22 protein-coding genes and 1 pseudogene (1 of these 23 running past the window's edge) are annotated in these 24,093 nt (G+C 63.7%); 6 read left to right on the top strand and 17 right to left on the bottom strand.

Annotated features, from left to right (window positions below; translation table 11 throughout):
- Positions 1-497 carry the 3' end of a M23 family metallopeptidase gene (locus tag HGP13_RS08245; protein ID WP_172223776.1) on the top strand. The gene continues 1,474 nt to the left of window position 1, outside the view, so the window shows 497 of its 1,971 coding nt (coding positions 1,475-1,971); its start codon lies off the left edge, out of view; the stop codon is at positions 495-497.
- A 12-nt stretch (positions 498-509) separates the two neighbouring features.
- Here HGP13_RS08245 and HGP13_RS08240 read toward each other — a convergent pair whose 3' ends face one another.
- Positions 510-2,069, bottom strand: coding sequence for an MFS transporter (locus tag HGP13_RS08240; protein ID WP_172223772.1), 1,560 nt, complete (start codon positions 2,067-2,069; stop codon positions 510-512).
- A gap of 152 nt (positions 2,070-2,221) precedes the next feature.
- On the opposite strand from HGP13_RS08240, the gene HGP13_RS08235 reads away from it, so the two are divergent.
- Positions 2,222-2,854 (top strand): TMEM175 family protein, encoded by a 633-nt coding sequence (locus HGP13_RS08235; RefSeq protein ID WP_172223769.1) that lies wholly within the window; start codon positions 2,222-2,224, stop codon positions 2,852-2,854.
- On the opposite strand, the gene HGP13_RS08230 is transcribed toward HGP13_RS08235, so the two are convergent.
- The 9 genes and pseudogenes from HGP13_RS08230 to HGP13_RS08190 form a co-directional block, all read right to left on the bottom strand.
- Positions 2,828-4,342 (bottom strand): L,D-transpeptidase family protein, encoded by a 1,515-nt coding sequence (locus tag HGP13_RS08230; protein WP_172223765.1) that lies wholly within the window; start codon positions 4,340-4,342, stop codon positions 2,828-2,830. The two genes, HGP13_RS08235 and HGP13_RS08230, sit on opposite strands and share 27 nt — an antisense overlap.
- Positions 4,343-4,503: 161 nt before the next feature.
- Positions 4,504-5,266, bottom strand: a pseudogene (locus tag HGP13_RS08225) (IS5 family transposase).
- Positions 5,267-5,333: 67 nt separating this feature from the next.
- Positions 5,334-5,696 (bottom strand): MmcQ/YjbR family DNA-binding protein, encoded by a 363-nt coding sequence (locus tag HGP13_RS08220; RefSeq protein WP_172223763.1) that lies wholly within the window; start codon positions 5,694-5,696, stop codon positions 5,334-5,336.
- A 59-nt stretch (positions 5,697-5,755) separates the two neighbouring features.
- Positions 5,756-8,362: an ATP-dependent chaperone ClpB gene (gene clpB, locus HGP13_RS08215; protein WP_172223760.1), complete on the bottom strand. Its 2,607-nt coding sequence runs from the start codon at positions 8,360-8,362 to the stop codon at positions 5,756-5,758.
- A gap of 220 nt (positions 8,363-8,582) precedes the next feature.
- A complete protein-coding gene (locus HGP13_RS08210; protein WP_172223757.1) occupies positions 8,583-9,530 on the bottom strand; it encodes a DUF4167 domain-containing protein in 948 nt (315 codons plus the stop codon).
- 310 nt (positions 9,531-9,840) lie between these two features.
- Positions 9,841-10,713 (bottom strand): peptide chain release factor N(5)-glutamine methyltransferase, encoded by an 873-nt coding sequence (gene prmC, locus HGP13_RS08205; RefSeq protein ID WP_172223754.1) that lies wholly within the window; start codon positions 10,711-10,713, stop codon positions 9,841-9,843.
- On the bottom strand, positions 10,706-11,785 hold the full coding sequence (gene prfA / locus HGP13_RS08200) for a peptide chain release factor 1 (RefSeq protein WP_172223752.1): 1,080 nt from the start codon (positions 11,783-11,785) through the stop codon (positions 10,706-10,708). Before prfA ends, prmC begins: the two co-directional genes overlap by 8 nt.
- Positions 11,786-11,795: 10 nt before the next feature.
- Positions 11,796-14,066, bottom strand: coding sequence for a phosphoenolpyruvate--protein phosphotransferase (gene ptsP, locus HGP13_RS08195; RefSeq protein WP_172223749.1), 2,271 nt, complete (start codon positions 14,064-14,066; stop codon positions 11,796-11,798).
- A gap of 83 nt (positions 14,067-14,149) precedes the next feature.
- Positions 14,150-15,403 carry an aspartate kinase gene (locus HGP13_RS08190; RefSeq protein ID WP_172223746.1) on the bottom strand — a complete coding sequence of 418 codons (1,254 nt, stop codon included), beginning with the start codon at positions 15,401-15,403 and terminating at the stop codon, positions 14,150-14,152.
- Between the two features lie 246 nt (positions 15,404-15,649).
- Here HGP13_RS08190 and HGP13_RS08185 point away from each other — a divergent pair, with 246 nt between their 5' ends.
- Positions 15,650-17,488 (top strand): CHASE3 domain-containing protein, encoded by a 1,839-nt coding sequence (locus HGP13_RS08185; RefSeq protein ID WP_172223744.1) that lies wholly within the window; start codon positions 15,650-15,652, stop codon positions 17,486-17,488.
- A gap of 182 nt (positions 17,489-17,670) precedes the next feature.
- Entirely contained in the window at positions 17,671-18,420 is a 750-nt protein-coding gene (gene ubiG, locus HGP13_RS08180; RefSeq protein WP_172223740.1) for a bifunctional 2-polyprenyl-6-hydroxyphenol methylase/3-demethylubiquinol 3-O-methyltransferase UbiG, read from the top strand.
- Positions 18,421-18,432: 12 nt separating this feature from the next.
- Here the strand turns inward: ubiG and HGP13_RS08175 are convergent, their stop codons facing one another.
- Positions 18,433-19,338 (bottom strand): DMT family transporter, encoded by a 906-nt coding sequence (locus tag HGP13_RS08175; RefSeq protein ID WP_172223737.1) that lies wholly within the window; start codon positions 19,336-19,338, stop codon positions 18,433-18,435.
- A gap of 97 nt (positions 19,339-19,435) precedes the next feature.
- Here HGP13_RS08175 and HGP13_RS08170 point away from each other — a divergent pair, with 97 nt between their 5' ends.
- Positions 19,436-19,921, top strand: a complete 486-nt coding sequence (locus HGP13_RS08170; RefSeq protein WP_172223735.1) for a MarR family transcriptional regulator — start codon at positions 19,436-19,438, stop codon at positions 19,919-19,921.
- A gap of 4 nt (positions 19,922-19,925) precedes the next feature.
- On the opposite strand, the gene HGP13_RS08165 is transcribed toward HGP13_RS08170, so the two are convergent.
- From HGP13_RS08165 to HGP13_RS08150, 4 genes are read right to left on the bottom strand one after another with little or no spacing between them, the layout of a single operon-like run.
- Positions 19,926-20,351 (bottom strand): DUF1178 family protein, encoded by a 426-nt coding sequence (locus tag HGP13_RS08165; protein ID WP_172223732.1) that lies wholly within the window; start codon positions 20,349-20,351, stop codon positions 19,926-19,928.
- Positions 20,348-21,214 carry a carbon-nitrogen hydrolase family protein gene (locus HGP13_RS08160; protein ID WP_172223730.1) on the bottom strand — a complete coding sequence of 289 codons (867 nt, stop codon included), beginning with the start codon at positions 21,212-21,214 and terminating at the stop codon, positions 20,348-20,350. The genes HGP13_RS08165 and HGP13_RS08160 overlap by 4 nt, the downstream gene beginning before the upstream one ends.
- Positions 21,215-21,224: 10 nt before the next feature.
- Complete coding sequence (grxC, locus tag HGP13_RS08155; protein WP_172223726.1) at positions 21,225-21,494, bottom strand: glutaredoxin 3; 270 nt, start codon at positions 21,492-21,494, stop codon at positions 21,225-21,227.
- Between the two features lie 26 nt (positions 21,495-21,520).
- A complete protein-coding gene (locus tag HGP13_RS08150; protein WP_172223723.1) occupies positions 21,521-22,321 on the bottom strand; it encodes a ComF family protein in 801 nt (266 codons plus the stop codon).
- Between the two features lie 65 nt (positions 22,322-22,386).
- Between HGP13_RS08150 and HGP13_RS08145 the strand changes: the two genes are divergently transcribed.
- Positions 22,387-23,259, top strand: coding sequence for a methyltransferase domain-containing protein (locus tag HGP13_RS08145; protein WP_172223720.1), 873 nt, complete (start codon positions 22,387-22,389; stop codon positions 23,257-23,259).
- A 54-nt stretch (positions 23,260-23,313) separates the two neighbouring features.
- Here HGP13_RS08145 and HGP13_RS08140 read toward each other — a convergent pair whose 3' ends face one another.
- Together HGP13_RS08140 and HGP13_RS08135 are read right to left on the bottom strand one after the other, a co-directional pair.
- Positions 23,314-23,496 (bottom strand): Flp family type IVb pilin, encoded by a 183-nt coding sequence (locus tag HGP13_RS08140; RefSeq protein ID WP_172223718.1) that lies wholly within the window; start codon positions 23,494-23,496, stop codon positions 23,314-23,316.
- 110 nt (positions 23,497-23,606) lie between these two features.
- Entirely contained in the window at positions 23,607-23,921 is a 315-nt protein-coding gene (locus HGP13_RS08135) for a hypothetical protein (protein WP_172223715.1), read from the bottom strand.
- Positions 23,922-24,093 lie beyond the last annotated feature (172 nt).

Raw genomic sequence — 24,093 nt, 5'->3', positions numbered from 1 at the left:
CCAACGGGAGATTCACCTCCGGGTTTGGCGCACGCAAGCATCCTATCCTCGGCTACGTCCGCATGCACACAGGCACCGATTGGGCCGCCCCGATCGGATCGCCGATCATCGCTGCCGGCAATGGCGTCGTCGAGAAAGCCGGCTGGGCCGGCGGCTATGGCAAGCAGATCATCCTGCGCCATGCCAATGGCTACGAGACCTCATACAATCACCAGAGCGCCTTTGCCAAAGGCATCGCGCCGGGCGTTCATGTTCGTCAAGGCCAGGTCATTGGTTATCTCGGCCAGACCGGTCTCTCCACAGGTCCTCACCTCCACTACGAGCTGATCGTCAACGGCACCAAGGTCGATTCGATGCGTGTCCGCCTGCCGGTCGGCAAGGTGCTGAAGGGCGACGACCTCGTCGCCTTCAAGCGCGAGCGCGAACGTATCGACGATCTGCTGAAGCAGGAAGATGGCAATTCGCTGAAGGTGGCGAGCGCCAAGATCGACGGCTGATCCCCCGGCTTTTCAGTCCTGCCTGGATTCGGCGCGCCGCGACCAAGGCAGAGGCGAGCCGGAAACTGTCGTCCAAGCGATGACGGCGGAAAGCAGGCAAAGCAGCGCCGTCACCGAAGAGACCACCGAAAAGGCGGCGTCGCTGGCGGCGAGCCTTGCCGCATCGAGCGCCGGCGCAAGGTCGGCTGGCGCCGGTTCGCCAAAGCCTGGCACGCCTGATATCGCACTGCCGTCCAATGCATTGGCGTAGATCCAGGCGGCCAGTGACCCCATCGCCGCCACCGCGATTAGGCCGCCAATGCGCGAGACGGCATTGTTGATGCCCGAAGCTGCCCCCGTATCCTTGTCTTCCACCGCTGTCATGATCGCGGTCGACAGTGGCGAGACGACCAGCGCCATGCCGAGCCCCATCAGCGCCATCAACGGAAATGTTCCCGTCCAGAAATTGTGGATGCCGGCATGGGTGAGCAAGGCAAGTCCGGTAAAGGCGAAAGCCACGACCAGGCTTCCGCAGGCGATCGGGAAACGCGGCCCGATCCGGTCCGACAATTGGCCGACCGGTCCCGAGAGAAGCGCGATCGATGCCGACAGCGGCAGGAAGGTGAAGCCGACTTCGGCCGTGCTCAGCCCCCAGCCGGCGATCAGCAGCATCGGCAGATAGAAAAGATTGGCCGACAGCGCGAAATAGAGGAAGAAGGTCGCGAGATTGGCGCCGGCGAAAGCGCCGATGCGAAACAGGCTGAGGTTGATCATCGGCTCGCGCTGCCGCTGCTCGAACAGGACAAAGACGACAAGCAGCACGACGCCGGCGACGATGCTCGGCCCCGCCATATGGCCCTCGCCGCTGGAACTCATCGAGGTCAGCCCATAGGCGAGCGCGCCGAAGGCCAGTGTCGCCAGCGCCCCACCACCGAGATCAAGGCTGCGTTCTTCCGTCGGCGCATCGGCCGGAATCTTGGCAAGCAAGAGATAAATCGAGATCAGGCCGAGCGGTAGGTTGACGGCGAAGATCGCACGCCAGATGCCGCCGCCGAAAGCCGACAGCACGAGGCCGCCGAGCACCGGGCCTAGTGCCGTCGTCAGCGCTGATGCGGCGGCCCAGATGCCGATCGCGCGGCCGCGTTCTTTCTTCGGGTAGGCCTTGGCGATGATGGCGAGACTGCCCGGCACCATGATCGCCGCACCAATGCCCTGGAGGGCGCGAAACGCGATCAGCACGACAGCATTCGGCGCCAGCGCGCAGGCGAGCGACGCCGCGACGAACAACACGATACCGGCGACGAAGGCGCGGCGCAGCCCGAACCTGTCGCCGGCAGCCCCGCCGGCAAGGATCAGCGCCGACAACGTCAACGCATAGGCATTGGAAATCCACTGCGCCTCGGCAAGGCTGGCACCGAGGTTGATGCGGATCGCCGGCATGGCGATGGCCAGGATCGATCCGTCGATGAAGCCGAGCGCCGAAGTCAGGATTGCCGCAATCAGCACGAATCGCCGCTGCGATTGCGGACAGAACGTCCCGTTGGCAACCGGGCTGGTCAGCGGGACGGCGGCGGCTTCGCTTGGTGAATGCATGGCACCCTGCTTAGACCCCAAGCGCGCCGGCAACAACCGGCCAGCAGGTTGCAGTCCTTGAAACCAGCCGGTTGGCCAGGATACATCCACCCCGGATGCAAACGGCAGCAGTCATGCTAAGTTTTCCGGAAGGCGGCAGGCGGGAGAAATCGATGAAGCGTCCACTTGAAGCATCGGCGGAAGGGCGCGGCCGCATCGTCGGCATCACCGACGGCGTCTTCGCCATCGCGCTCACGCTCATCGTGCTTGAGATCAGGGTGCCGGCGCATGAGGCAATCCATTCAGAACACGATCTGCTTGCCGCCATCGCAGCACTGGCGCCACGCTTCCTGACCTATGCCTTGAGTTTCCTGACCCTGACCATCTTCTGGTTCGGCCAGCAGGCGCAGCATGGGCTCATCGCCAGATCCGATAGACGGCTTGCGACGCTGAACCTCTGCTTTCTTGCCTTTATCGCCCTGCTGCCGTTCTCGACCGACCTTCTGGCCGACTTTCTCGAATTCAGGACTGCGGTGCTGGTCTACTGGCTCAACCTGCTGATGCTCGGTCTCACCCTGTTCGCCAGTTGGCGCTATGCAGAGAAGAACGGCTTTGTCGCGGAAGATGTCGATGCCGAAACCAAGCGCACGGTCTATCTGCGCATCGTCAAGGCGCAGATCCTGTGGGCGGTCGGCGCGCTACTCTGCCTGATCAACCCGTTGCTCAGCGTCGGCTTCATTCTGGTCGTGCAGTTCACCTATGCCGCCGCGCTGCGCGGCTCATTGCTGCGCAACGTCATCGGCTGAAGGTCCGCCAACGAATTCCACGGTAACGCCTGGCGATACCAGCTTGGCGAGTTCGCGCGCGTCCCAGTTGGTCAGGCGCACGCAGCCATGACTTTCGGTCTTGCCGATCTTCGACGGTTCCGGCGTGCCATGGATGCCGTAGGTCGGCTTGTCCAAGGCGATCCAGACCGACCCTACAGGTCCATTCGGGCCTGGCGGAACGGTCAAAATTTTGTCGTTCTGGCCCTGCTTGAAATTGATGTTCGGGTTGTAGGTGTAGTTCGGGTCGAGCGCGATGCGCGACACGGCGTGGATGCCGGTGGGCGACGGCGTGTCGGCCGAGCCGATGGTCGCGGGATAGGCTGCGACCAGCTTGCCGCCCGCATCGTAGGCGTAAACTTCTTTCTTGGTCTTGTCGGCGACGATGCGCGCGACCGGCGTCGACACCAGCTTGCCGAAATTGGCGACCTTGATGATCGTGCCGGGACGGTTGAAGTCGAGGCCCTTGTTGATCGACTTCAGATAGTTCTCATCCATGTGGAAGCGCTCCGCCAGCGCCTCGGTGACAGAGGTGTAGCACATGCAGTTGAGCTGCGCCTTCTGGCTGTAGTCTTCCGGGATCGAGGCGACATAGGGGCCGGCCGCGTCCTCCGCCGTGATGGTGTAATTCGCGAAGGGATCGCCACCGGATTGTGCCAGTGCTGCCTGGATGCCGACCGCATCGGTCGACTTCAGATTGCTGCCTGTAATTTCATTATAGGCGGCAAGCGCCTTGTCAACGTTCGAGCCGAAGCGACCGTCGATGACGCCAGGCGAAGCACCACCGCGGTCGAGCAGCACTTGCAATGCCGCGACGTCCTGGCGGGCTCCAAGCGACAGCGACGGATCGACGGCGGCCTTGCCGTTGGTGTCCGGCGGCAGGGCTGCCTGCGTTTCCGGATTGGTCTGCTGCACGTCCGGCTGCGCCGGATCGATCGAGGCCTCGTTGAGCGGCTGGCGCTTGATGGTGCCTGGCTTTGCCGGCTGCGGCGCGTCGGGATAGTTATCGTAACTGCCGTCGTCCTGCGGCGCCGGCGGATAGGCATCTACGGAATTATCACTATTGGGATCGTATTCATCGGCTGGCGGCGGGATGACCCGGCCTTCCTCTTCCAACTGCTTGCGGCGGAACCGCGCCATGTCTTCCGGATCGTCGAGATAGTAACGATCATCGTTGGCGGGAGCCCGGCCCAACTCGCGCAGCCTGGTTTCACGGCGCAACGCACGACGATCAAGCCGTGTCTGCGGCGGCTGGATGGCGACAACCTTGCCGGTGTCGGCATCGACGATCACGCGGTTGCCGCGGGCGTCGTAGTAGATGTCCAGATTTCCGTCCTGGGCGACGAGAATGCCGCCATCATTGGCAGCGCGAGCAATTCTTGGTGCGTTGTCCTGTGTCGGCGCGGCAAGCGCGGCAGAAGACACAAGCCCGGCGGCAATCGCCGAAAGGGCAAAGATCGTGCGGAACATCGTGGCCAAACTCTCCGGTCCGTAATTGCCGCCGCCCGGCAGTGGTGTCCCTGTAAGGCGAACCCCTTCGCCAGCAAACCAGTTACCCCACCATATGGTTCCAACATGAACCGGGCATGAAGATGGCGGATTTCCGGCGTATCGACGAATATTAGCTAGGGTCAGGACTCATTGATCCAGAAGATGAAGGCTGCAGCGAAGGCGATCGCCGACAGGAAAGTGTGAGCACATCGGTCGTACCTGGTGTGGATGCGTCGCCAGTCTTTGAGGCGTGCGAACATGTTCTCGATCCTGTGGCGTTGTCGGTATAGGACAGGATCGTAGCTGTGCTGAATACGATGCTTGGCATGGGGCGGGATGCATGGCGTGATACCGCGCTCGACGAGCGCCTGACGGAAGGCCGCTGAACTGTAGGCCCGATCGGCCAGCAGGGCGTTGGCGGCGGGCAAATCCTCGATCACTGCCGCAGCAGTCTTGTGATCATTGGCCTGCCCTTCGCTCAGATGCAGCAGCCGCGGGCGTCCCTTGCCGTCACAGACCACTTGCAGCTTGGTGGTCAGTCCACCTCGGCTGCGTCCGATACATCGGGATAGAGCCCCTTTTTAAGGAGGCTGGCGGCAGTGCGATGCGCTTTGAGATGGGTGGCATCGATCATCAGATTGTCCGTTTCGCCGCCCTGCGCGGCCAGTTCCGCCAGGATGCGATTGAACACACCCAGCCGACTCCAGCGGATGAAGCGGTTGTAGATGGTCTTGTGCGGACCGTAGTCAGAAGGGACATCTCGCCAGCGAAGCCATTGCGGATCACGAACAGGATGCCGCTCAGCACCCGGCGGTCATCTACACGCGGCACACCATGCGACAAAGGAAAATAGGGCTCGATCCGGCGCATCTGCTCCGGGGTCAACATCAGCAAATCACTCAAGGCGGCACCTCCTGCCACCTTGAATCACCCAACAGATATCAATTCAACAAATTAATAGGTCCTGACCCTAGCTTGCGAGCCCTAATGCCTTGCGCCCCTGCCTGGTCAGCTTCAGGGCGACAAGGCGATGGCTCTCGCGCAGATAGTCCTTCAGCGCAGCATCATCCATGCTCTGGCTTGTCCGACGCTGGATCCATGTCATGCCGCGCGAGGCAAGGTATGGCGCGGGCAGCAAGCCCGGCTGTTCCTTCAGCAAATCATAGGCGATGTCGGAACATTTGAAGGTGACGAAGAGCTGCTGGCCCTGATCCCAGCCGCCGATCGCAAACACCTTGGTCCCGACCTTCCAGACATGGGCGCCGCCCCACTGGACGACATGGTTTGTCGCGGGCAACGAGGCGCAGAAGCCGTTGTAGTCGTCCAGCGTCATCCGCGCCCCACCATCACGATGAAAACGCCGCGCGTCCAGGCTGGACGCGCGGCGTTGGATCAGGCCGCCGCTTCGGTCGCGACGACCGTCGGCTTCGAGCGGAAGTTCAACCGGTCGGAGCCGGCGGTGACCTTGACCGTCGAGCCGTCAAGAATCTCGCCGAGCAGGATCTTCTCCGCCAGCGGGTCCTGCAGTTCCTTCTGCATCACCCGCTTCAGCGGCCGCGCGCCGTAGGCCGGGTCGTAGCCCTTGGCCGCCAGCCACTCGATCGATTCGTGATCCAGTGACAGCGTGATCTTGCGATCGACAAGCAGGCTCTCCAGTCGCTTGAGCTGGATCTCGACAATGCGGTCCATGTCCTTGCGGCGGAGCCGGTGGAACAGGATCACCTCGTCGACGCGGTTGAGGAATTCCGGCCGGAACGACGCCTTGACCACATTCATAACCTCGTCGCGCACGGCATCGACATCCTGGTCCTCGCCGAGATTAACCAGATATTCGGCGCCGAGGTTCGACGTCATGATGATCAGCGTGTTGCGGAAATCGACCGTGCGGCCCTGGCCGTCGGTCAGACGCCCGTCATCGAGCACCTGCAAGAGCACGTTGAAGACATCGGGATGCGCCTTCTCGATCTCGTCGAACAGCACGACCTGATAGGGCCGGCGCCGCACGGCTTCGGTCAGCGCGCCGCCCTCCTCATAGCCGACATAGCCGGGAGGTGCACCGATCAGCCGCGAGACCGAGTGCTTCTCCATGAACTCCGACATGTCGATGCGCACCATGGCGCTGTCGTCGTCGAACAGGAAGCTTGCCAGCGCCTTGGTCAGTTCGGTCTTGCCGACGCCGGTCGGCCCGAGGAAGATGAATGAGCCGATCGGCCGGTTCGGATCCTGCAGCCCGGCGCGCGCGCGCCGCACCGCCTTGGAAACGGCCTGCACCGCCTCGCCCTGGCCGACGACACGCTTGCCGATCTCGTCTTCCATGCGCAGCAGCTTGTCGCGCTCGCCCTGCAGCATCTTGTCGACCGGAATGCCGGTCCAGCGCGAGACGATATGGGCGACGTGGTCCGGCGTGACCACTTCTTCGACCATGCCGACCTTGCCGTCCTGGGCCTCGGCCTCCTTCAGCTTCTTTTCCAGCTCCGGGATCTTGCCATAGGCAAGCTCGCCGGCGCGCTGGAATTCACCTTTGCGCTGGGCAATGGCGAGGTCGTTGCGTGCCTCGTCGAGCTGCTTCTTCAAGTCGGCGGCAAGCCCGAGCTTCTGCTTCTCGGCCTGCCACTTGGCGGTGATCTCGGTCGATTCCTCCTCGAGGCCGACAAGCTCCTTCTCCAGGCGGGCGAGCCGGTCCTTCGAGGCCTCGTCCGTCTCGACCTTCAGTGCCTCGCGCTCGATCTTGAGCTGCATGATGCGGCGGTCGATCTCGTCCAGCGCCTCGGGCTTGGAATCGACCTGCATCCTGAGCCGCGAGGCGGCCTCATCGACCAGGTCGATCGCCTTGTCGGGCAGGAAGCGGTCGGCGATGTAGCGGTTGGACAGCGTCGCCGCCGCCACCAGCGCCGAGTCGGAGATACGCACCTTGTGGTGCTGCTCATACTTCTCCTTCAGGCCGCGCAGGATCGAGACGGTGTCCTCCACCGTCGGCTCGTCGACAAAGACCGGCTGGAAACGGCGGGCAAGTGCCGGATCCTTCTCGACATGCTTTCTGTACTCATCGAGCGTGGTCGCGCCGACGCAGTGCAGTTCGCCGCGCGCCAGCGCGGGCTTCAACAGGTTCGACGCATCCATGGCGCCGTCCGCCTTGCCGGCGCCGACCAGCGTGTGCATCTCGTCGATGAACAGGATGATCCCGCCAGCGGCCGAGGTGACCTCCGAAAGCACGGCCTTCAGCCGCTCCTCGAATTCGCCGCGATATTTGGCGCCGGCGATCAGCGCGCCCATGTCGAGCGCCATCAGCTGCTTGTCCTTCAGCGATTCCGGCACGTCGCCATTGACGATGCGCAGCGCCAGGCCTTCGGCGATCGCCGTCTTGCCGACGCCCGGCTCGCCGATCAGCACCGGGTTGTTCTTGGTGCGGCGCGACAGCACCTGGATGGTGCGGCGGATCTCGTCGTCGCGGCCGATGACCGGATCGAGCTTGCCGGCGCGGGCGTCGGCGGTGAGGTCGCGCGCGTACTTCTTCAGCGCGTCATAGCCCTGCTCCGCACTCGCCGAATCGGCGGTGCGGCCCTTGCGGACATCGTTGATGACCTGGTTCAGCGCCTGCGCGGTGACGCCGCCCTTGGCCAGGATTTCGGCGGTCTTGGCCGACTTCTCCATGGTGAGCGCCTGCAGCAGCCGCTCGACGGTGACGAAGCTGTCGCCGGCCTTTTTGGCCAGCTCTTCCGCCGTCGAGAACACCTTGGCCAGCGGCTGCGCCAGATAGAGCTGGCCGTTGCCGCCTTCGACTTTCGGCATCGCCTCGAGCGCCGTCTCGACGCCAAGCTTGACGTCGCGGACATTGCCGCCGGCGCGCTCGATCAGCGACGCGGCCAGGCCCTCGTCATCGTCGACGAGCACCTTCAACATGTGTTCGGGGGTGAATTGCTGGTGATTGCGGGAGAGCGCCATGGTCTGCGCGGACTGGATAAAGCCGCGCACGCGCTCTGAGTATTTCTCGAGGTTCATATCTGTCTCCTTCCATCACCGGCCCGCTTTGCGGCACCGGATCAGATTGCGGTGACGGACCCGCCCATTTGAGCCGGATCCTGTTCAGCCGAGATATGGTGCATGGACCATGCCGTCTCAAGACGCCTTGATATCGGTCAATGCATAATATTCCACGTCAGCCCAAACGAAAACGGCGAAGATTTCTCCCCGCCGTTCAACGTCTTGAAGTGCTGTTCGATCAGTTGTCGATATCGACAATCACGGGCTCGGCATTGCCGCTGTCGACGGGGCTGGCTGCCACCTCGCCCGTATCGGCGCTTTCGCTACCGCCATCGACCTGATCGACGTTTGTGCGCGGACGGCGCGGACGGCGCGGGCGACGGGCAGCACCGCTCTCGGCGGCCGCCTCGTTCAGCTCGGCCTGGGCGGCAAGAGCCGCTGGCGAGAAACTCTCGAACAGCGGAGCCGGCTCGGCTGCCGCAACGATCTCGACCGGTGAAGCGGACTCTGCCTGTGCGTCCACTTGGACCGGTGTCTCGTTGCGCTGCTGCTGGCCACCTTGATCGGAGGACGAAGCAAAGTCGCGCTGGCCGTTCTGGCCGTAGCCGCCATTGGGGCGACGATCACGATGGCGTCCGCCATTGTTGTCGCGGCCGTTGTTGCGCCCGCCATTGTTGTCGCGCCCACTATTGTCTCGATTGTCGCGACCGTTTTCCCGGTTCAGCGCAACCTCGGCCGGCATGCCTTCGATGACCGGCTGCGGGCCGGCGCCATGGTTGGTCACCGGGATCTGGGCATCGGAAACATTGTTGTTGCCGGAATTATCGAAGTCGTCACGATCCTCGTCGCCGTCATCGTCGAAATCATCGCGATTCTGTTGCGCATTCTGGATCGGCATCTGCGCCTGTGCGGCGGCAATGATGCGGTTGTAGTGTTCGGCGTGCTGGAGGTAGTTCTCCGCCATAACCCGATCGCCGGAGCTGTGCGCGTCTCGGGCCAGGGTGGCGTATTTTTCGGCGATCTGCTGAGCCGATCCGCGGATCTTCACGTCCGGGCCGTTGCTCTCGTAGTTGCGCGTCAGGGGATTCGGTCCCTTGCGGTTGTTGTTGTTATTATTGTTGTTGCCACCGCCGCCGCCATTGTTGTTGCGACCGCGCATGCGCCTGTTCTGCTGTTGTGGCCTCATTCGACTCTCTTCATTTTGAAATTTTTGAAAACTCGTCACGAACGGTGGCGCTCATGCAGCCAGCCGTTTGGTTTCTTCACCGGCGTTCGCCCGCATCAATTGCGTTGGCGCCACGTGCCATCCTGTTCCGGTTACATCACTTGCCGGACGATTCCCGCACGAAGCTTGGGCGTCGTTTGCGCAAGAAGGCAGCTATTTCCAAGGAGGACCGAATCGCTAAGAGCACTGCCTGCTTCGTCTCATCCGGTTGCGGTGACCCTAGCCGCATTCCCTGGTATTGCCAAGCGGTTTTTTCGCAGTGCGTCAAGGCTTATCCCCATTGAAAGACAAGAACCCTGTCGTTTCCGCCGAGATCGCGCAAAGCAGAGGCCGATGCATAACCTGCCGCCTTGAAAATGTCCGTAACCTCGTTGCGCTGCGTGTGGCCGATCTCGACCGCAATCCTGCTTTCGGCTTCAAGAAACCGTGCCGCCTCGGCGGCAATGATCCTGTAGGGGTTCAGCCCATCCACACCGCCATCCAACGCTAGGCGTGGGTCGAAATCGCGGACCTCGTCCTGCAGATTTCCAATGTCTTGTGAGGGTATATAGGGAGGGTTTGCGGCAATTACATGGTATCGGCCGGAAACTTTTTCGAACCAGTCCGACTGCAGTGTCGTGAACCGGCCGCCAAGCCCGAGCTGTCCGGCATTGCGGGCCGCCGTTGCCAGCGCGCCGGCGGAAATGTCGACACCGGTAGCGGTCGCGGCCGGCACCGCACTCAGCAGCGCCAGCGCGATGGCCCCTGTGCCGGTGCCGAGATCGAGGATGCGGCAGGCGCCTTCCCGCGCGGCTATTGCCTTGACGAAAGGCAGCACCGCCTCGACCAGCGTCTCGGTATCCGGCCGCGGCTCCAGTGTTTCCGGCGACAGCGACAGGCGCAAACCGTAGAATTCGCGGTAGCCGAGGATGCGATGCACCGGTTCGCCACCGGTTCGCCGCCTCAGGGCGTCGTCGATCGCGGCGATGGCCTTCCTGTCGATCGTCCGTTCGGGTTCGGCAATGGCCTGCGTGCGCGTCGTGCCGGAAAAATGTTCGACGATGAGCCGCGCGTCGAGCGCCGGATCGGCGACCGCGGCCGCCGCAAGCCTGACCCGCGCTTCCCGCAGCAGCAGCCCCAGCGCTTCGGACAGAGGATCAGCCATCAAGGCCGATATCGGCCAGCAGTTTCGACTGGTGATCGGCGATCAGCGCGTCGATGACCTCGTCGAGTTCGCCCATCATCACCCGGTCGAGCTTGTAGAGCGTCAGGTTGATGCGATGGTCGGTGACGCGGCCTTGCGGGAAATTGTAGGTGCGGATGCGCTCCGAGCGGTCGCCGGAACCGACCTGCGACTTGCGCGATTCGGAACGTTCCTCGTCCGCCTTGCTGCGCTCGAGATCATAGAGCCGGGCGCGCAGGATCTGCATGGCCTTCGCCCGGTTCTGGTGTTGCGACTTTTCCGCCTGCACCACCATAATGCCGGTCGGCAAATGGGTGATGCGCACTGCAGAATCGGTGGTGTTGACGTGCTGGCCGCCGGAGCCCGAGGCGCGCATCGTGTCGATGCGGATGTCTTCGGCACGGATCTCGATGTCGACCTCTTCCGCTTCCGGCAGCACGGCGACGGTCGCAGCCGAAGTGTGGATGCGCCCGCTGGCCTCCGTCGCCGGCACGCGCTGCACGCGGTGCACGCCGGATTCGAATTTCAGATGGGCAAACACCCCCCTGCCGGAAATGGTGGCGATGATTTCCTTGAACCCGCCAGCGTCGCCGTCGCTGGCCGACACCGTCTCGAACCGCCAGCCGCGCCCGGCGGCGTAGCGCTCATACATGCGAAACAGGTCACCGGCGAAAAGCGCGGCTTCATCGCCGCCCGTGCCGGCACGGATTTCGAGGATGGCGTTCTTGTCGTCGGCGGCATCCCTGGGCAACAGCAGGACCTGGATATCCTTCTGCAGCGCCTCGATGCGCTCCTCCACCCCGGGCAGATCCGCCTCGGCGAGCGCCCGCATCTCGGCGTCTGTGCGCTTGTCGGCGAGCATCGCTTCGAGGTCGGCCTGCTCATGCTCGGCCGAGCGCAGTTCCCTGACCTTGGCCACCATGTCCTGCAGCTCGGCATATTCCGATGCCATTTTCACATAGGCATCCGGCGCCGGTCCGGCCGACATCTGCGCTTCGAGCATCTCGAAACGCTTGACGACTTGATCCATACGATCGCGGGGCAAATTGACCATGATGAGGGCCCTACAACGGGATCGAACGATCGTCGGCGAAGGCCTGCAGCAGCGCCCGCATCGGCAACCCTTGTGCCGGCGCCATCAGATTGTCGTCGAAGAACGCCGTCAGCTCGTCCAGCGGCAGTTCCGTCAGCATCGCCTTGACCGGGCCGATCGAGGCCGGCGACATCGAGATCGAACGGAAGCCGAGGCCGATCAGCGCCATCGCCGAGATCGGCTTGCCGGCCAGTTCGCCGCACAGCGTCACCGGCGTGTGGTTGCGGATGCCGGCATCCGCGATCTGCTTGAGCACACGCAGGAACGGCGCCGACAGCGTGTCGAAGCGGTTGGCCAATTGCGTGTTGCCGCGGTCGACCGCCATGACGAACTGGAACAGATCGTTCGAACCGACCGAGACGAAATCGACGGCTTTCATCAATTCGTCGAGCTGGAACAGTAGCGACGGCACTTCCAGCATCGCGCCCAGCTTGAGGCTGGTCGGCAAATGATGGGCAAAGCGAGAGAGATGCCTCACCTCGCGGTCGATGATTTCGCGCGCCTGCGCGATCTCGCCGAGTTCGGTCACCATCGGCAGCATCAGCTTGAGCTCGCGCCCGCCGCTGGCCTTCAGCAAGGCACGGATCTGGGTGCGCAGCAACCCAGGCCGATCAAGCGTCAGGCGGATCGCCCGCCAGCCGAGCGCCGGGTTCTCTTCCTGGATGGCACCCTTGAAATAGGGCAGCACCTTGTCGCCGCCGATATCGATGGTGCGGAAGGTGACCGGCTTGCCGCGCGCCGCCTCGAGCACGTCGCGATAGAGTTTCTCTTGCGCCTCGGCGCGCGGGAAGGTCGAGGCGACCATGAACTGCAATTCGGTGCGGAACAGGCCGATACCGGCCGCACCTGCCTCGGCAAGCTGCGGCAGGTCGACGGCAAGCCCGGCATTCATCAAGAGATCGACCTGGACGCCGTCCCTGGTCGTCGACGGCTTCTTGCGCAGCTCGCGATAGACCTCTTGCCGGCGGGCGCGGAAGCGCACCTTCTCGGCATAGGCGGCTTCGAGATCGGGCTGCGGCCGCAGATGGATCACGCCCTCTTCCCCGTCGACGATGATGGCGTCGCCGTTTTCCGCCATGGAAACGGCGCCCTTCATCTGTCCGGCGACCGGAATGCCCATGGCGCGCGCAACGATGACGACGTGGCTGGTGGCTGCGCCATCCTCGAGCACCAGCCCGCGCAATTTGTCGCGGGGATAGTCGAGCAGTTCAGCGGCGCCCATCGAGCGGGCAACGATGATGGCGTCCTTCGGCAGCGAGTTGGCGACATCCTCCGGCCCGCGTCCCATCAGCTGGCGCAGCAGCCGGTTGGCGAGGTCGTCGAAATCGCTCATCCGTTCGCGCAGATAGGGATCTGTCATGTGAAGCATGCGGGCGCGCATGTCGCTCTGCACCTTCTCCACCGCAGCTTCCGCCGTCAGGCCGTTGCGGATCGCCTCTTCCAGGCGCCGCACCCAGCCGCGGTCATTGGCGAACATGCGATAGGCTTCGAGCACCTGGCGATGCTCGCCCTCGAACGCGACGTCGCGGCGCTCCAGCATGTCGTCGATGGAGAGCCGCAGCGAGCCGAGTGAGGTCTCGAGCCGCCGGACCTCTTCCTCGCTGTCCTCGTTGAACAGGTTGGTGACGACGATGCGCGGCTCGTGCAGCACGACATGGCCAAGTCCGACGCCGTCGTTGAACGACAGGCCGGTGAAGCTGACAGGCCGGCGCAGGTCGAGTTCGAGGCCAGGTCGGGTCAGCCGCGCCAGGTCGCCGGTGGCGATCATCTCGGCGATGACCATGGCCGTGGTTTCCAGCGCCTCGACCTCATCGTCGCGGTAATGGCGCATGGTCTTGTTCTGCACGACCAGGACGCCCAGCGTGCGCCCTGCCCTGAGCACCGGCACGCCGAGGAAGGAATTGTAGATCTCTTCCCCCGTCTCCGGCAGATAGGCGAAGGCCGGATGTTCCTGCGCGTTGGAGAGGTTGAGCGGCCGCGCGCTTGCCGCGATGGTGCCGACAAGGCCTTGCCCGAGCCTCAGCTGCGCCAGGTGGACGGCGTTCGGGTTCAGACCCTCGGTGGCGTAAAGCTCGAGCACCGAATCGGCGCGCAGCACGTAGAGCGAGCAGACTTCGGCGACCATGTTGGAAGCGATGTCGCGCACGATCCGGTCAAGCCGCTCCTGCGGCTCCAGCGGCTCCTGCATGAGCTCGCGGAGCCGTTTCAGCAAAACGCGCGGGCCACTGGCCTGGTCACGCATCGCGGCTTCTTCTCCAATGGGCATATTGCCCGCCGCAGTTTCCACTGCGACCGGCGCACACGCAACAACTCAAATCGTTCTCGCTACTGCTTATCCAGACCGTAGACGGAATGCAAAGTGCGAACCGCGAGTTCTGTGTACGGACCGTCGATCAGTATCGAAATCTTGATCTCGGAGGTGGTGATGGCGCGGATATTGATCGCCTTGTCGGCCAGCGCCTTGAATGCGGTGGCGGCGACACCGGCATGGCTCCTCATGCCGATGCCGATGACCGAAACTTTCGACATGCCGGCTTCCGACTGCACGACATCGTAGCCGATCTCGGCTTTCAGGCGCTCCAGCACGATAAGTGCCTTGTCGACGTCTCCGGAAGGCACCGTGAAGGTCATGTCGGTGAACTTGCCGTCCTCGGAGATGTTCTGGACGATCATGTCGACATTGATGTTGGCCTCGGCCAGCGGCCCGAAAATGCCGGCGGCGACGCCTGGACGGTCGCCGACGCGGCGCAGCGAAATCTGGGCCTCGTCCTTGGCGTAGGCAATTCCGGTGACGACCTGCTGTTCCACGATCTCTTCCTCGTCGCAAATGAGCGTTCCCGGAGGATTGAGCAAATCCCCCATTCCGGGCGCGTCGGGATCGTCGAAGGACGACCGCACGAAGGTACGCACCCTGTGCACCATGGCAAGCTCGACCGAACGCACCTGCAGAACCTTGGCGCCGAGCGAGGCCATTTCAAGCATTTCCTCGAACGAGATCTTGGCCAGCCGCCGCGCCTTGGGCTCGATGCGCGGATCGGTGGTGTAGACCCCATCGACGTCGGTGTAGATGTCGCAGCGGTCCGCCTTGACCGCCGCGGCGATGGCGACCGCGCTGGTGTCGGAGCCGCCACGGCCAAGCGTGGCGATGCGATTGTCCGGCCCAATGCCCTGGAAGCCGGCGATGACGGCCACCTGGCCCTCGCCGAAGCGTTTGATCAGGAAGGCGCCGTCAATGTCGAGGATGCGCGCCGCGCCGTGCGCGTTGTCGGTCTTGATCGGGATCTGCCAGCCCTGCCAGGAGCGCGCATGCACGCCCATGTTCTGCAAGGCAATGGCCAGCAGGCCCGCCGTGACCTGTTCGCCGGAGGCGACGACTGCGTCATATTCGCGGGCGTCGTGCATCGGCGAGGCCTCGCGCGTCCAGCCGACCAGCTCATTGGTCTTGCCGGCCATCGCCGAAACCACCACCGCCACCTCATGGCCGGCGTCGACCTCGCGTTTGACGTGACGCGCCACATTGCGGATGCGGGCGATGTCGGCGACGGAGGTTCCGCCGAATTTCATCACGATACGCGCCATGGAAGCGAAATGCCTTTGACTGAAGCCGGCCTGGAGCCGAAAACGAAGGAAAGCGCCCGGCTCTCGCCCGCCGCTGAATGCGCGGCCTCCTTAGCCAAATGCTTTCGGTTTCGCAAGGCTGGCGGCGGAATGCCGGCTCAAGACGACGCCATATTGCCTTCCAGGCCCGCGCCGCTTACCAAATGCTGCCCGCGGGGAATTCCTTTTGGTTCGGCATAACACATGATTGCTCGTCTTCGACGCGCCATGCGATTGCAATCGCTCCCGCTTGTCGTCGGCTTCGCCTTGCTGGCGCTGATCGTCGGCACTCGCGCCCTGCTGGTCGAGGGCCAGCGGGCCAACCGTGCCGCCGCGCGCGAGACAATCGAATACCAGGAACAGCTTTCCGGGCTGCTTTCATTGGCACAGGACGCCGAGAGCGGCCAGCGCGGTTACCTGCTGACCGGCGAGAAATCCTATCTCGAGCCGTACCAGAAGGCTGTCGATGCGATCCCGGGGCAACTTGCCCACATCGATGCCATGACAGCCTCGAACGATCAGCTTGCCCCGCAGGTCAGCCACATCAAGGACGCGCTGGCGCAAAAGCAGGCTGAACTGGCGGAGACGATCGCTCTCTACGACAAGGGCGACGCGACCGGGGCCTTGCAACTGGTCCGCAGTGGCCAGGGCAAGGCCGCCATGGACGAGATCCGCGCCAGCATGGATACGATCCGGCGCATCGGCGCCGCCGACATCGCCGCGCGCGACGAGCACACCGACCAGGTCGAGGCCTGGCTGCGGATCGGCTCGCTGGTCGCGCTGTTGGCGGTCTTCCTGCTCGGCGCCTACACGATCCGCCAATCCCGCCGCCGCTTCCGCGAGGTCGTCACCGCCCAGGAAGAGCTGATGCGCAAGAACATCGAGCTCGGCAACGAGATCCAGACACGTGAAAAGGCCGAATCCCAGATACGCCAGATGCAGAAGATGGAGGCCGTCGGCCAACTGACCGGCGGCATCGCCCACGATTTCAACAACATGCTGGCGGTGATCCTCAGCGCCATGAATCTTGCCCAGCGCAAGCTGAAGCGCGGCGAGAACGATATCGAGAAATTCATCGAGGCTGCGACGGATGCGGCGACCCGCGCGGCCAATTTGACCGGCCGGCTGCTTGCCTTCTCCCGCCAGCAACCGCTGGCGCCACAGGTGGTCGATACCAACCGTCTGGTGACCGGCATGTCCGACCTTCTGCACCGTGCGCTCGGCGAAGGTATCCGCATCGAAACGGTGCTGGCGGGCGGTCTGTGGAGAACCCATGCCGACCCCAGCCAGATCGAGAATGCAATCCTCAACCTGGCGGTCAACGCTCGTGACGCGATGGGAGAAGAGGGCAAGCTGACCATCGAGACCGCCAACAGCCATCTCGACGACAGCTACGCCGCCACCCATGCAGAGGTGATCGCCGGCCAGTATGTGATGATCGCGGTCAGCGACACCGGTGAGGGCATGTCGGCGGATGTGATGGCCAAGGCCTTCGAGCCTTTTTTCACGACCAAGCCGGTCAACAAGGGCACGGGACTTGGTCTGAGCCAGGTGTTCGGCTTCGTCAAGCAGTCTGGCGGCCACGTCAAGATCTACTCCGAGCCAGGCGAAGGCACGACGATCAGGATCTATCTGCCGCGATTTTTCGGAGCGGAGGAGCCGGTAGCGCCTGCCGAGCGGGGCAAGAACCCTGCCAAGGCCACCGAAACGATCCTGGTCGTCGAGGACGACGCCCGTGTGCGGGCCTCAACGACGGACGCTATGCGTGAACTCGGCTACACGGTGATCCACGTTGGAAGTGGCCAGGAGGCCCTTCAGAAGCTGGCGGCGACCTCTGGCATCGCCCTGCTTTTCACCGACATCGTCATGCCGGTGATGAACGGCCGCAAGCTCGCCGAGGAAGCGGTCGCGCGCCAACCCGGTCTGAAAGTCGTCTTCACCACCGGTTTCACCAGGAATGCCGTCGTCCACAACGGCGTGCTCGACCGTGACGTGCACTTCCTGGCCAAGCCGTTCACCATCGAGCAGCTCGAGGCCAAGCTGCGTGACGTGCTGGACGCGAAATAGACCGGCGCCTTCGGCAACGCCGGCGCTTTGTCGGCCGTTCCTTGGCAGCATTGAAAATTGCTGCCTTGACATTCCCGCCCTCACGCCCGACTTCCTAGCGCTCTGAAGCAATTCCAGGAAAAGTGTGAAACGGTTTTCCGTCAGGAACTGCGACAAATCAAAGAGCTCTAGGAGACCAACCGATGCCAGAGCCCCGACGATCGACGATCGATGCCGGAGAAGTGGAACGCTTTTCCGCCCTTGCCGCCGAATGGTGGAACCCGAACGGCAAGTTTCGTCCGCTGCACAAATTCAATCCGGTCCGGCTTTCGTATATCCGCGACCAGATAGCGGCGCGCTTCGGCCGTGATCCGCGCGCAGCGCGGCCGTTCGAGGGCCTGCGCATCCTCGATATCGGCTGCGGCGGCGGCCTTTTGTGCGAACCGATGGCGCGGCTTGGCGCCGAAGTGGTCGGAGCGGATGCCTCCGAAACAAACATCGAAGTGGCGAAACTGCATGCGGCCGAAGGCAATGTGAGCGTCGACTACCGCGCCACGACGGCCGAGGACCTTGCCGACGCCGGCGAGACATTCGATGTCATCCTCAACATGGAAGTGGTCGAGCATGTCGCCGACATCGACCTGTTCGTCGCCAAATGCGGGCAGATGGTCCGACCCGGCGGCATCATGTTCGTGGCCACCATCAACCGCACGCTGAAGGCGCTCGGCCTCGCCATCATCGGCGCCGAATACGTGCTGCGCTGGCTGCCGCGCGGCACCCACCAGTTCGGCAAGCTGGTGCGCCCGGAAGAGCTGGAAAAGGCGCTGGGCGGTGCCGGCCTGACGATCATCGACCGCACCGGCGTCACCTACAGTCCGCTTGCCGACCGCTGGGCGCGGTCGAAGGACATGGACGTCAACTACATGGTGCTGGCGGAAAAAGGGTCGGTCTGACCCTGTCTCGTTTCAGGTTTCTGATCTACTACCCTTCTGGCTCTGAGCCTTGGTGGTGATGAAGACGCCGACGGTGATGATGACGGCGCCGACCCAGGTCAGCAGCTGATAGTGCTCGCCAAGGAAGATCGTACCGGCAAACAGCCCGACGGCGGCCGCCACATAGCCGATCTGGCTGAGATAGACCGGGCCGCCGACCGCTTGAAGCCGGAAGAAGAAGGCGAACATCGCCGATGCCGATGCGACCTGCGCGACGGCGACCAGCGGCACGGCGCCGAGCGGAACGAAGGCCCTGATGCCAAACAAGGCGAGAATGCCGGCCAGCAGCAGCGTCGCCGACGCCAGATGGCTGCCGACGGCAAGTTCGATCGGACCGGTGCCTTCCGGCCAATCCACCGTGCGGTAGATGTTGCCGGCGGCAAGGCTGACCGGGATCAGAAGCCCCATGACCACCCAGAACAGATCGGCCGGCTGGCCGGCCTCGCCGCGCGTCACCGCCACCATGACGGCGCCGACGAAGCCGACGGCGATGCCGACAATGCCCAGCATGTTGGGGCGCCGGACACGCAGCAGGATCGAGAACACCAGCGTGATGACAGGCGAAAGCGTGAACATGATGCCGGTATAGCCGGCGCCTAGATGCGGAATGGCCGAGAACATCAAGAGGTTGGGTGCGGCATAGGACACGGCGGCCGTAACGAAGAAATAACGCAATTTGTGGCGGGTGAGCCGGATGCGCTCGCCGCGTGCCAAGAGCACGCACAAAAGGACGCCGCCGGCGCCGAGCGAGATGACGAAGGCCCAGACCATGGCCGGCACACCGGCCGCCGTGGCAAGCTTGCCGAAGGGCAGCGTCAGGCCAAGCAGGCCGCCGGTGACGACCAGCAGGCCGAGCACCGAATCCCAGAGAAATTTCATGATCGAGCCCTGTGGTGCGCGACCCCTTGGCCGGCGTTGCCTCTTGCGGTAAGATAATAGAAAGATTCTTAACGTCAAGATATTTAATGGTGAGACAGTGGACAGGGCAGCGCGTGCGATCGAGCAGTGGAAACGGGAGCGGCCGGATCTTGATGTCTCGCCGATGGGCGTGCTCGGGCGGCTGAACGAGGCATCATCCCTGATAGCTCGCGACCGCCTCGCTCCGCTGTTTGCCCGCTACGAATTGCAGGCCGGGGAATTCGACGTGCTGGCGACGCTGCGTCGTTCCGGCTCCCCGTACGCGCTGACGCCGACAGCTCTCTACGAGGCCACCATGGTGACCTCAGGCGCCATGACCAACCGGCTCGACCGGCTGGAGACCTCCGGGCTGATCCAACGCGGACCGCACCCCAACGATCGGCGCGGCATCGTCGTGCGGCTGACCGAAAAAGGCTTCGCCTTGATCGACGAGGCCGTCACCGCCCATGTCGCCAACGAACACGAGATTCTCGCAGGCCTGACCCGCACTGAGCAGGAGACGCTTTCACGCTTGCTTGAGAAGCTGATCGGTAGCCTGAGCTGACCGCTCAGTTGCGGTCGTCCGGGAACACCGGGATTGGCATGAAATCGACGCCGTCGTCGGCCAGGCCCTTGGCCTCTTCCAGCGTCGCCTCGCCATAGATGCCGCGCGCATCGGTTTCACCGAAATGGATTTTCCGCGCTTCCTCGGCGAACTTGTCGCCGACATAGTCGGCATTCTCGCGCACCTTCTCGGCCATCGCCTTGAGTTGCGCCAGGGCCTGCTTCTGCGCCTCGCCCATGGCAAGCGCTATGGTCTCCTGCTTGCGGGCCGTCGAAACCGCGGGCGCCATCAGGGCCTTCTGCACCTTGTGCGAGCCGCAGTTCGGACAATCGACGAAGCCACGCTTCTTCTGCGCCTCGAAATCGTCATTGCTGCGAAACCAGCCCTCGAACTCGTGCTCGTTCTCGCAGATCAGGGAAAAGCGGATCAAGAGGCTGCACCCCTGAGACGCGGCGCCTCCGCCGCACCGGCATTGACGGCAAAATCCCGCGCATTCTTCAAATTGGGGATCTTCTTGCGCGCCGCGAGAGACTGCGCCGGGTCGATCTCGGCCACGATCACCGCGGGCTCGTCATGCGCGGCCTCGGCGATGATGCGGCCCCAGGGATCGACGATCAGCGAATGGCCAAAAGTCTCGCGGCCGTCCTCGTGCAGGCCGCCTTGCGCGGCGGCGACGACAAAGGCGCCATTCTCGATGGCACGCGCTCTGAGCAGCACATGCCAATGCGCCTCGCCGGTCTGACGGGTGAAGGCGGCGGGCACGGTCAAAACTTCGGCTCCTGCCAGCGCCTCGGCACGGAACAGTTGCGGGAACCGCAGATCGTAGCAGACCGCGAAACCAAGCTTCGCGCCCGCGACCTCGGTCACAACAGCCTCGGTGCCCGGCTCGTACGCCGCGGATTCGCGCCAGCTCTCTCCATTGTCGAGGTCGACATCGAACATGTGGATCTTGTCATAGGTGGCCAGCGTGGCACCGTCCGGACCAAACAGCAGCGCCCGGTTGGCAAGCTTGCCGTCGGCGCGCAGGATGGCGGTCGAGCCAATGTGCAGGAAGACGCCGAGTTCGCGCGCCAATCCGCGCGCGGTCGCGACGATGACGTCCTTGTCTTCGGAGGTGAAGGAGGCTGCCCGCGCTTCCTTGTCGCGGATCAGCGCCCCGGTCATTTCCGGCGTCTGGATATAGGTCGCACCCTGGGCCGCCGCTTCACGCACCAGCCGTTCGAGATCGACCGCATTGCGCTCGGGGCTTTCGCCTGAACGCATCTGGACCGCCGCAGCCTTGAAAACACCCATCATCATACCCTCAAATCGTCGCGCCGTTGGCGAGCAGTTTGTCCAGCCGGCCTTCGGCCTCCAGCTCGTGGAGGTCGTCGCAGCCGCCGACATGCGTGTCGCCGATGAAAATCTGCGGAAAGGTCGTACGCCCGTGCGCCTTGGAAATCATCTCCTGGCGCAGTTCCGGCGAAAACGAAGCGTCGTGCTCGGTGTAAGCGACGCCTTTGCGCTCCAGCAACCGCTTGGCCGCCGTGCAGTAGCCGCACATCATGCGGGTATAGATCGTGACATCGACCATGCCTAATTTCCGCCTTCGTTGCCGACTTATATAGTCGCGGACTCGTCCGCCCGGAAGTCCCCCGGCAACACACGCGCAAAGGTCAGCACGTCGACGGCGGCCGCACCTCCCCTTTTCAGCGCCTTGGTTGCCGCGCGCACGGTGGCGCCCGTGGTGTAGACGTCGTCGATCAAAAGCACCCTGCGGCCGGCGATCTCGATTTCCGCCTCGACCGGCACGCGAAAGGCAGCGCGCACATTCTCCTCGCGCTCCTGCCGTTCCAGTCCGACCTGCTGGCGGGTGAGTTTCACACGCCGCATGGCGGAAGGCGCGAAAGACAGCCAGCTGAACTCGCAAACCCCGCGCGCCAACTCCGCCGACTGGTTGAACCGCCGCCGGAAGAAGCGCCGCCAGTGCAGCGGCACCGGCACCACCACATCGGCCTCGGCGATGAGATCGGCGCCGGCGCGCACCATCCAGCGCGCCATCCAAGGCGCCAAATCCGTGCGATCCTGGTATTTCAGCCCTTGCACCATCTGCCGGGCGACGCCGGAATAGGCGACGGCTGCCCGCGCCCGCTCGAAGGGCGGCGGATCGGCGATCGCTTCCGCCGACAGAAAGCCCTCGCCCATATGATGGGTGAACGGCGTGCCCATCACCGGGCACCAAGGTCGTTCCAGCAGCCGCAACTTCGGCCAGCAGGCGCCGCACAGCACGCCGGGCTGCGAGACATGCCGGCGGCAACCGGCGCAGACCGGCGGAAACAGGATGCGCGCCGGCCAGCCGAGAGCCGAGCGGGTGAGGTTCCTGATCCCGATGGACTTGATCTCTGACATCGGATCGGCCACGTGGTTGGTTCTCCGCGCCACCATACCAATTATATCTGGGGCGTCGACAAACAAGGATGCGCCCGTTGCAGCCGATAATGGATACCTCTTTGTGGCTCGCGCACAAGCGGCGTGCGCTCACCCATCCGGTTGACGGTGCCGACTTCCTCGTGAGCCGCGCCGCCGAAGACCTGGCCGACCGGCTGGGCGCTGTCGAGCGCAGGTTCGCCAAGGCGGCGGTGCTGTTTTGCCAGACGCCGGCGGCGGCCGATGTACTGGCCGTGAGCGGCAAGGTGACGGAGATCGTCCGCGTCGAGACGGACGCGGTTTTCCTCAATGGTGCCGCCGGCCTGGTCGCACCGCTGGAAACCGTGCCGTTCGAGCCGCAAAGCCTCGATCTGGCGGTGTCGCTTCTTTCGCTGCAGGCGATGAACGACATTCCCGGCATGCTGATCCAGATCCGCCGCGCGCTGCGGCCGGACGGACTTTTCCTCGGCGCCTTCGCCGGCGCCGGCACGCTCAGCGAACTGCGCGAAAGCCTGCTTGCGGCCGAGACCGAGCTTTACGGCGGTGTCAGCCCGCGCGTCATCCCCTTCACCGACGTGCGCGATGCCGGTGCGCTTTTGCAGCGCGCCGGTCTCGCTTTGCCGGTCGCCGATGTCGAGACCGTGACGGTGCGCTATGCCAATCTGTTTGCCTTGATGGCCGATCTGCGCGCCATGGGTGAAACCAGCGCGCTTGCCGATCGCAGCCGGCGACCGGGTACGCGCGGACTGTTTGCCCGTGCCACGGAAATCTACGCCGAGCGGTTTTCCGACCCCGACGGTCGGATCCGGGCAAGCTTCTCGATGGTTTGGATGTCCGGCTGGGCGCCCGATGCGTCACAGCAGAAACCGCTGAAACCAGGTTCAGCAAAGGTCTCGCTGAAGGCTATTCTGGAAGGACCCGGCAAACACTGATGCATGTCGCCCAAAAGTGATACGACGCGCTCTAGGCTGCCGCCACGATCGCGCTCAAGGCGAAGCAAACGCGTTCGAAAGCCTGCTGCTGTTGTCGCTGAACAGCCAGGTGATCGAGTTGAAGACCTGGCCGATACCGCCGATGATCGTCAGCGACAGCACGGCGACGATCAGGGCGTACTCGACGACGGTGGCGCCGGTCTCGTCCGTCAGAAAACGCAGCAGCATTGTTTTCATCACCTCGATCCCCCTTGCCAGGACCTTACCGCCGATCTGTTAAGAAAGGTTAACGGCAAAGCCTTAACAGGCGGTGAAACCGCCCCCTTCTCGAAAATGTCTTAACCATGTCAGCAGTCGCCACTGGTCCTGCCGTCGGAGCCGATGATGCAGACTGAATCTGGCTGCGGCTGCAACACGCTGCGGCGCACCGTGTAGGTGCTGCGATGGCTGATCGAGCCGGTGGCCGTCATGTCGAGACCAGGAAAATCGTCGCGCGCCGATTGCGAGCGCGTCTGTCTGTCGAGGAAAGGGGTCGCGATCAGCGCCAGCGCCACCGCGGCCGACCCGAACAGCAGCGTGATGCGCAGGATGCCCATGCCGGCATCGGCGGCACGGAAACCGCGCTCGGGCCGGATGGAATCCCAATCCCTGTCCAGGCTCATACGATCGCTCCCCAGCGAATTGGCGACGCGGCCGCGAGGACACGGCCATGCATCAATTTTTCACGATCAGATAAATCTTCCATTAACGCTGGCTGATATGGATCCTGGTCCCGATCCTCAGAGCAATTCCAGGAAAAGTGTGAAGCGGTTTTCCCGGGAAAAGCGCATAGCG

The sequence above is a fragment of the Mesorhizobium sp. NZP2077 genome, from assembly GCF_013170805.1.
GTDB lineage: Bacteria > Pseudomonadota > Alphaproteobacteria > Rhizobiales > Rhizobiaceae > Mesorhizobium.
Note: the sequence above shows the minus strand (reverse complement) of the source record. Positions and strands in the feature narration are given on the sequence as shown.

Coding starts and splice junctions, on each gene's coding strand:
- grxC (WP_172223726.1), bottom strand. CDS start 21,494: ATGGTCGATGTCACGATCTATACCCGCATGATGTGCGGCTACTGCACG.
- HGP13_RS08235 (WP_172223769.1), top strand. CDS start 2,222: ATGAAGCGTCCACTTGAAGCATCGGCGGAAGGGCGCGGCCGCATCGTC.
- HGP13_RS08240 (WP_172223772.1), bottom strand. CDS start 2,069: ATGCATTCACCAAGCGAAGCCGCCGCCGTCCCGCTGACCAGCCCGGTT.
- HGP13_RS08185 (WP_172223744.1), top strand. CDS start 15,650: ATGCGATTGCAATCGCTCCCGCTTGTCGTCGGCTTCGCCTTGCTGGCG.
- prmC (WP_172223754.1), bottom strand. CDS start 10,713: ATGGCTGATCCTCTGTCCGAAGCGCTGGGGCTGCTGCTGCGGGAAGCG.
- HGP13_RS08230 (WP_172223765.1), bottom strand. CDS start 4,342: ATGTTCCGCACGATCTTTGCCCTTTCGGCGATTGCCGCCGGGCTTGTG.
- HGP13_RS08175 (WP_172223737.1), bottom strand. CDS start 19,338: ATGAAATTTCTCTGGGATTCGGTGCTCGGCCTGCTGGTCGTCACCGGC.
- ptsP (WP_172223749.1), bottom strand. CDS start 14,066: ATGCGTGACCAGGCCAGTGGCCCGCGCGTTTTGCTGAAACGGCTCCGC.
- prfA (WP_172223752.1), bottom strand. CDS start 11,785: ATGGTCAATTTGCCCCGCGATCGTATGGATCAAGTCGTCAAGCGTTTC.
- HGP13_RS08160 (WP_172223730.1), bottom strand. CDS start 21,214: ATGGGTGTTTTCAAGGCTGCGGCGGTCCAGATGCGTTCAGGCGAAAGC.
- HGP13_RS08135 (WP_172223715.1), bottom strand. CDS start 23,921: ATGAGCCTGGACAGGGATTGGGATTCCATCCGGCCCGAGCGCGGTTTC.
- HGP13_RS08190 (WP_172223746.1), bottom strand. CDS start 15,403: ATGGCGCGTATCGTGATGAAATTCGGCGGAACCTCCGTCGCCGACATC.
- HGP13_RS08220 (WP_172223763.1), bottom strand. CDS start 5,696: ATGACGCTGGACGACTACAACGGCTTCTGCGCCTCGTTGCCCGCGACA.
- clpB (WP_172223760.1), bottom strand. CDS start 8,362: ATGAACCTCGAGAAATACTCAGAGCGCGTGCGCGGCTTTATCCAGTCC.
- HGP13_RS08210 (WP_172223757.1), bottom strand. CDS start 9,530: ATGAGGCCACAACAGCAGAACAGGCGCATGCGCGGTCGCAACAACAAT.
- ubiG (WP_172223740.1), top strand. CDS start 17,671: ATGCCAGAGCCCCGACGATCGACGATCGATGCCGGAGAAGTGGAACGC.
- HGP13_RS08140 (WP_172223718.1), bottom strand. CDS start 23,496: ATGAAAACAATGCTGCTGCGTTTTCTGACGGACGAGACCGGCGCCACC.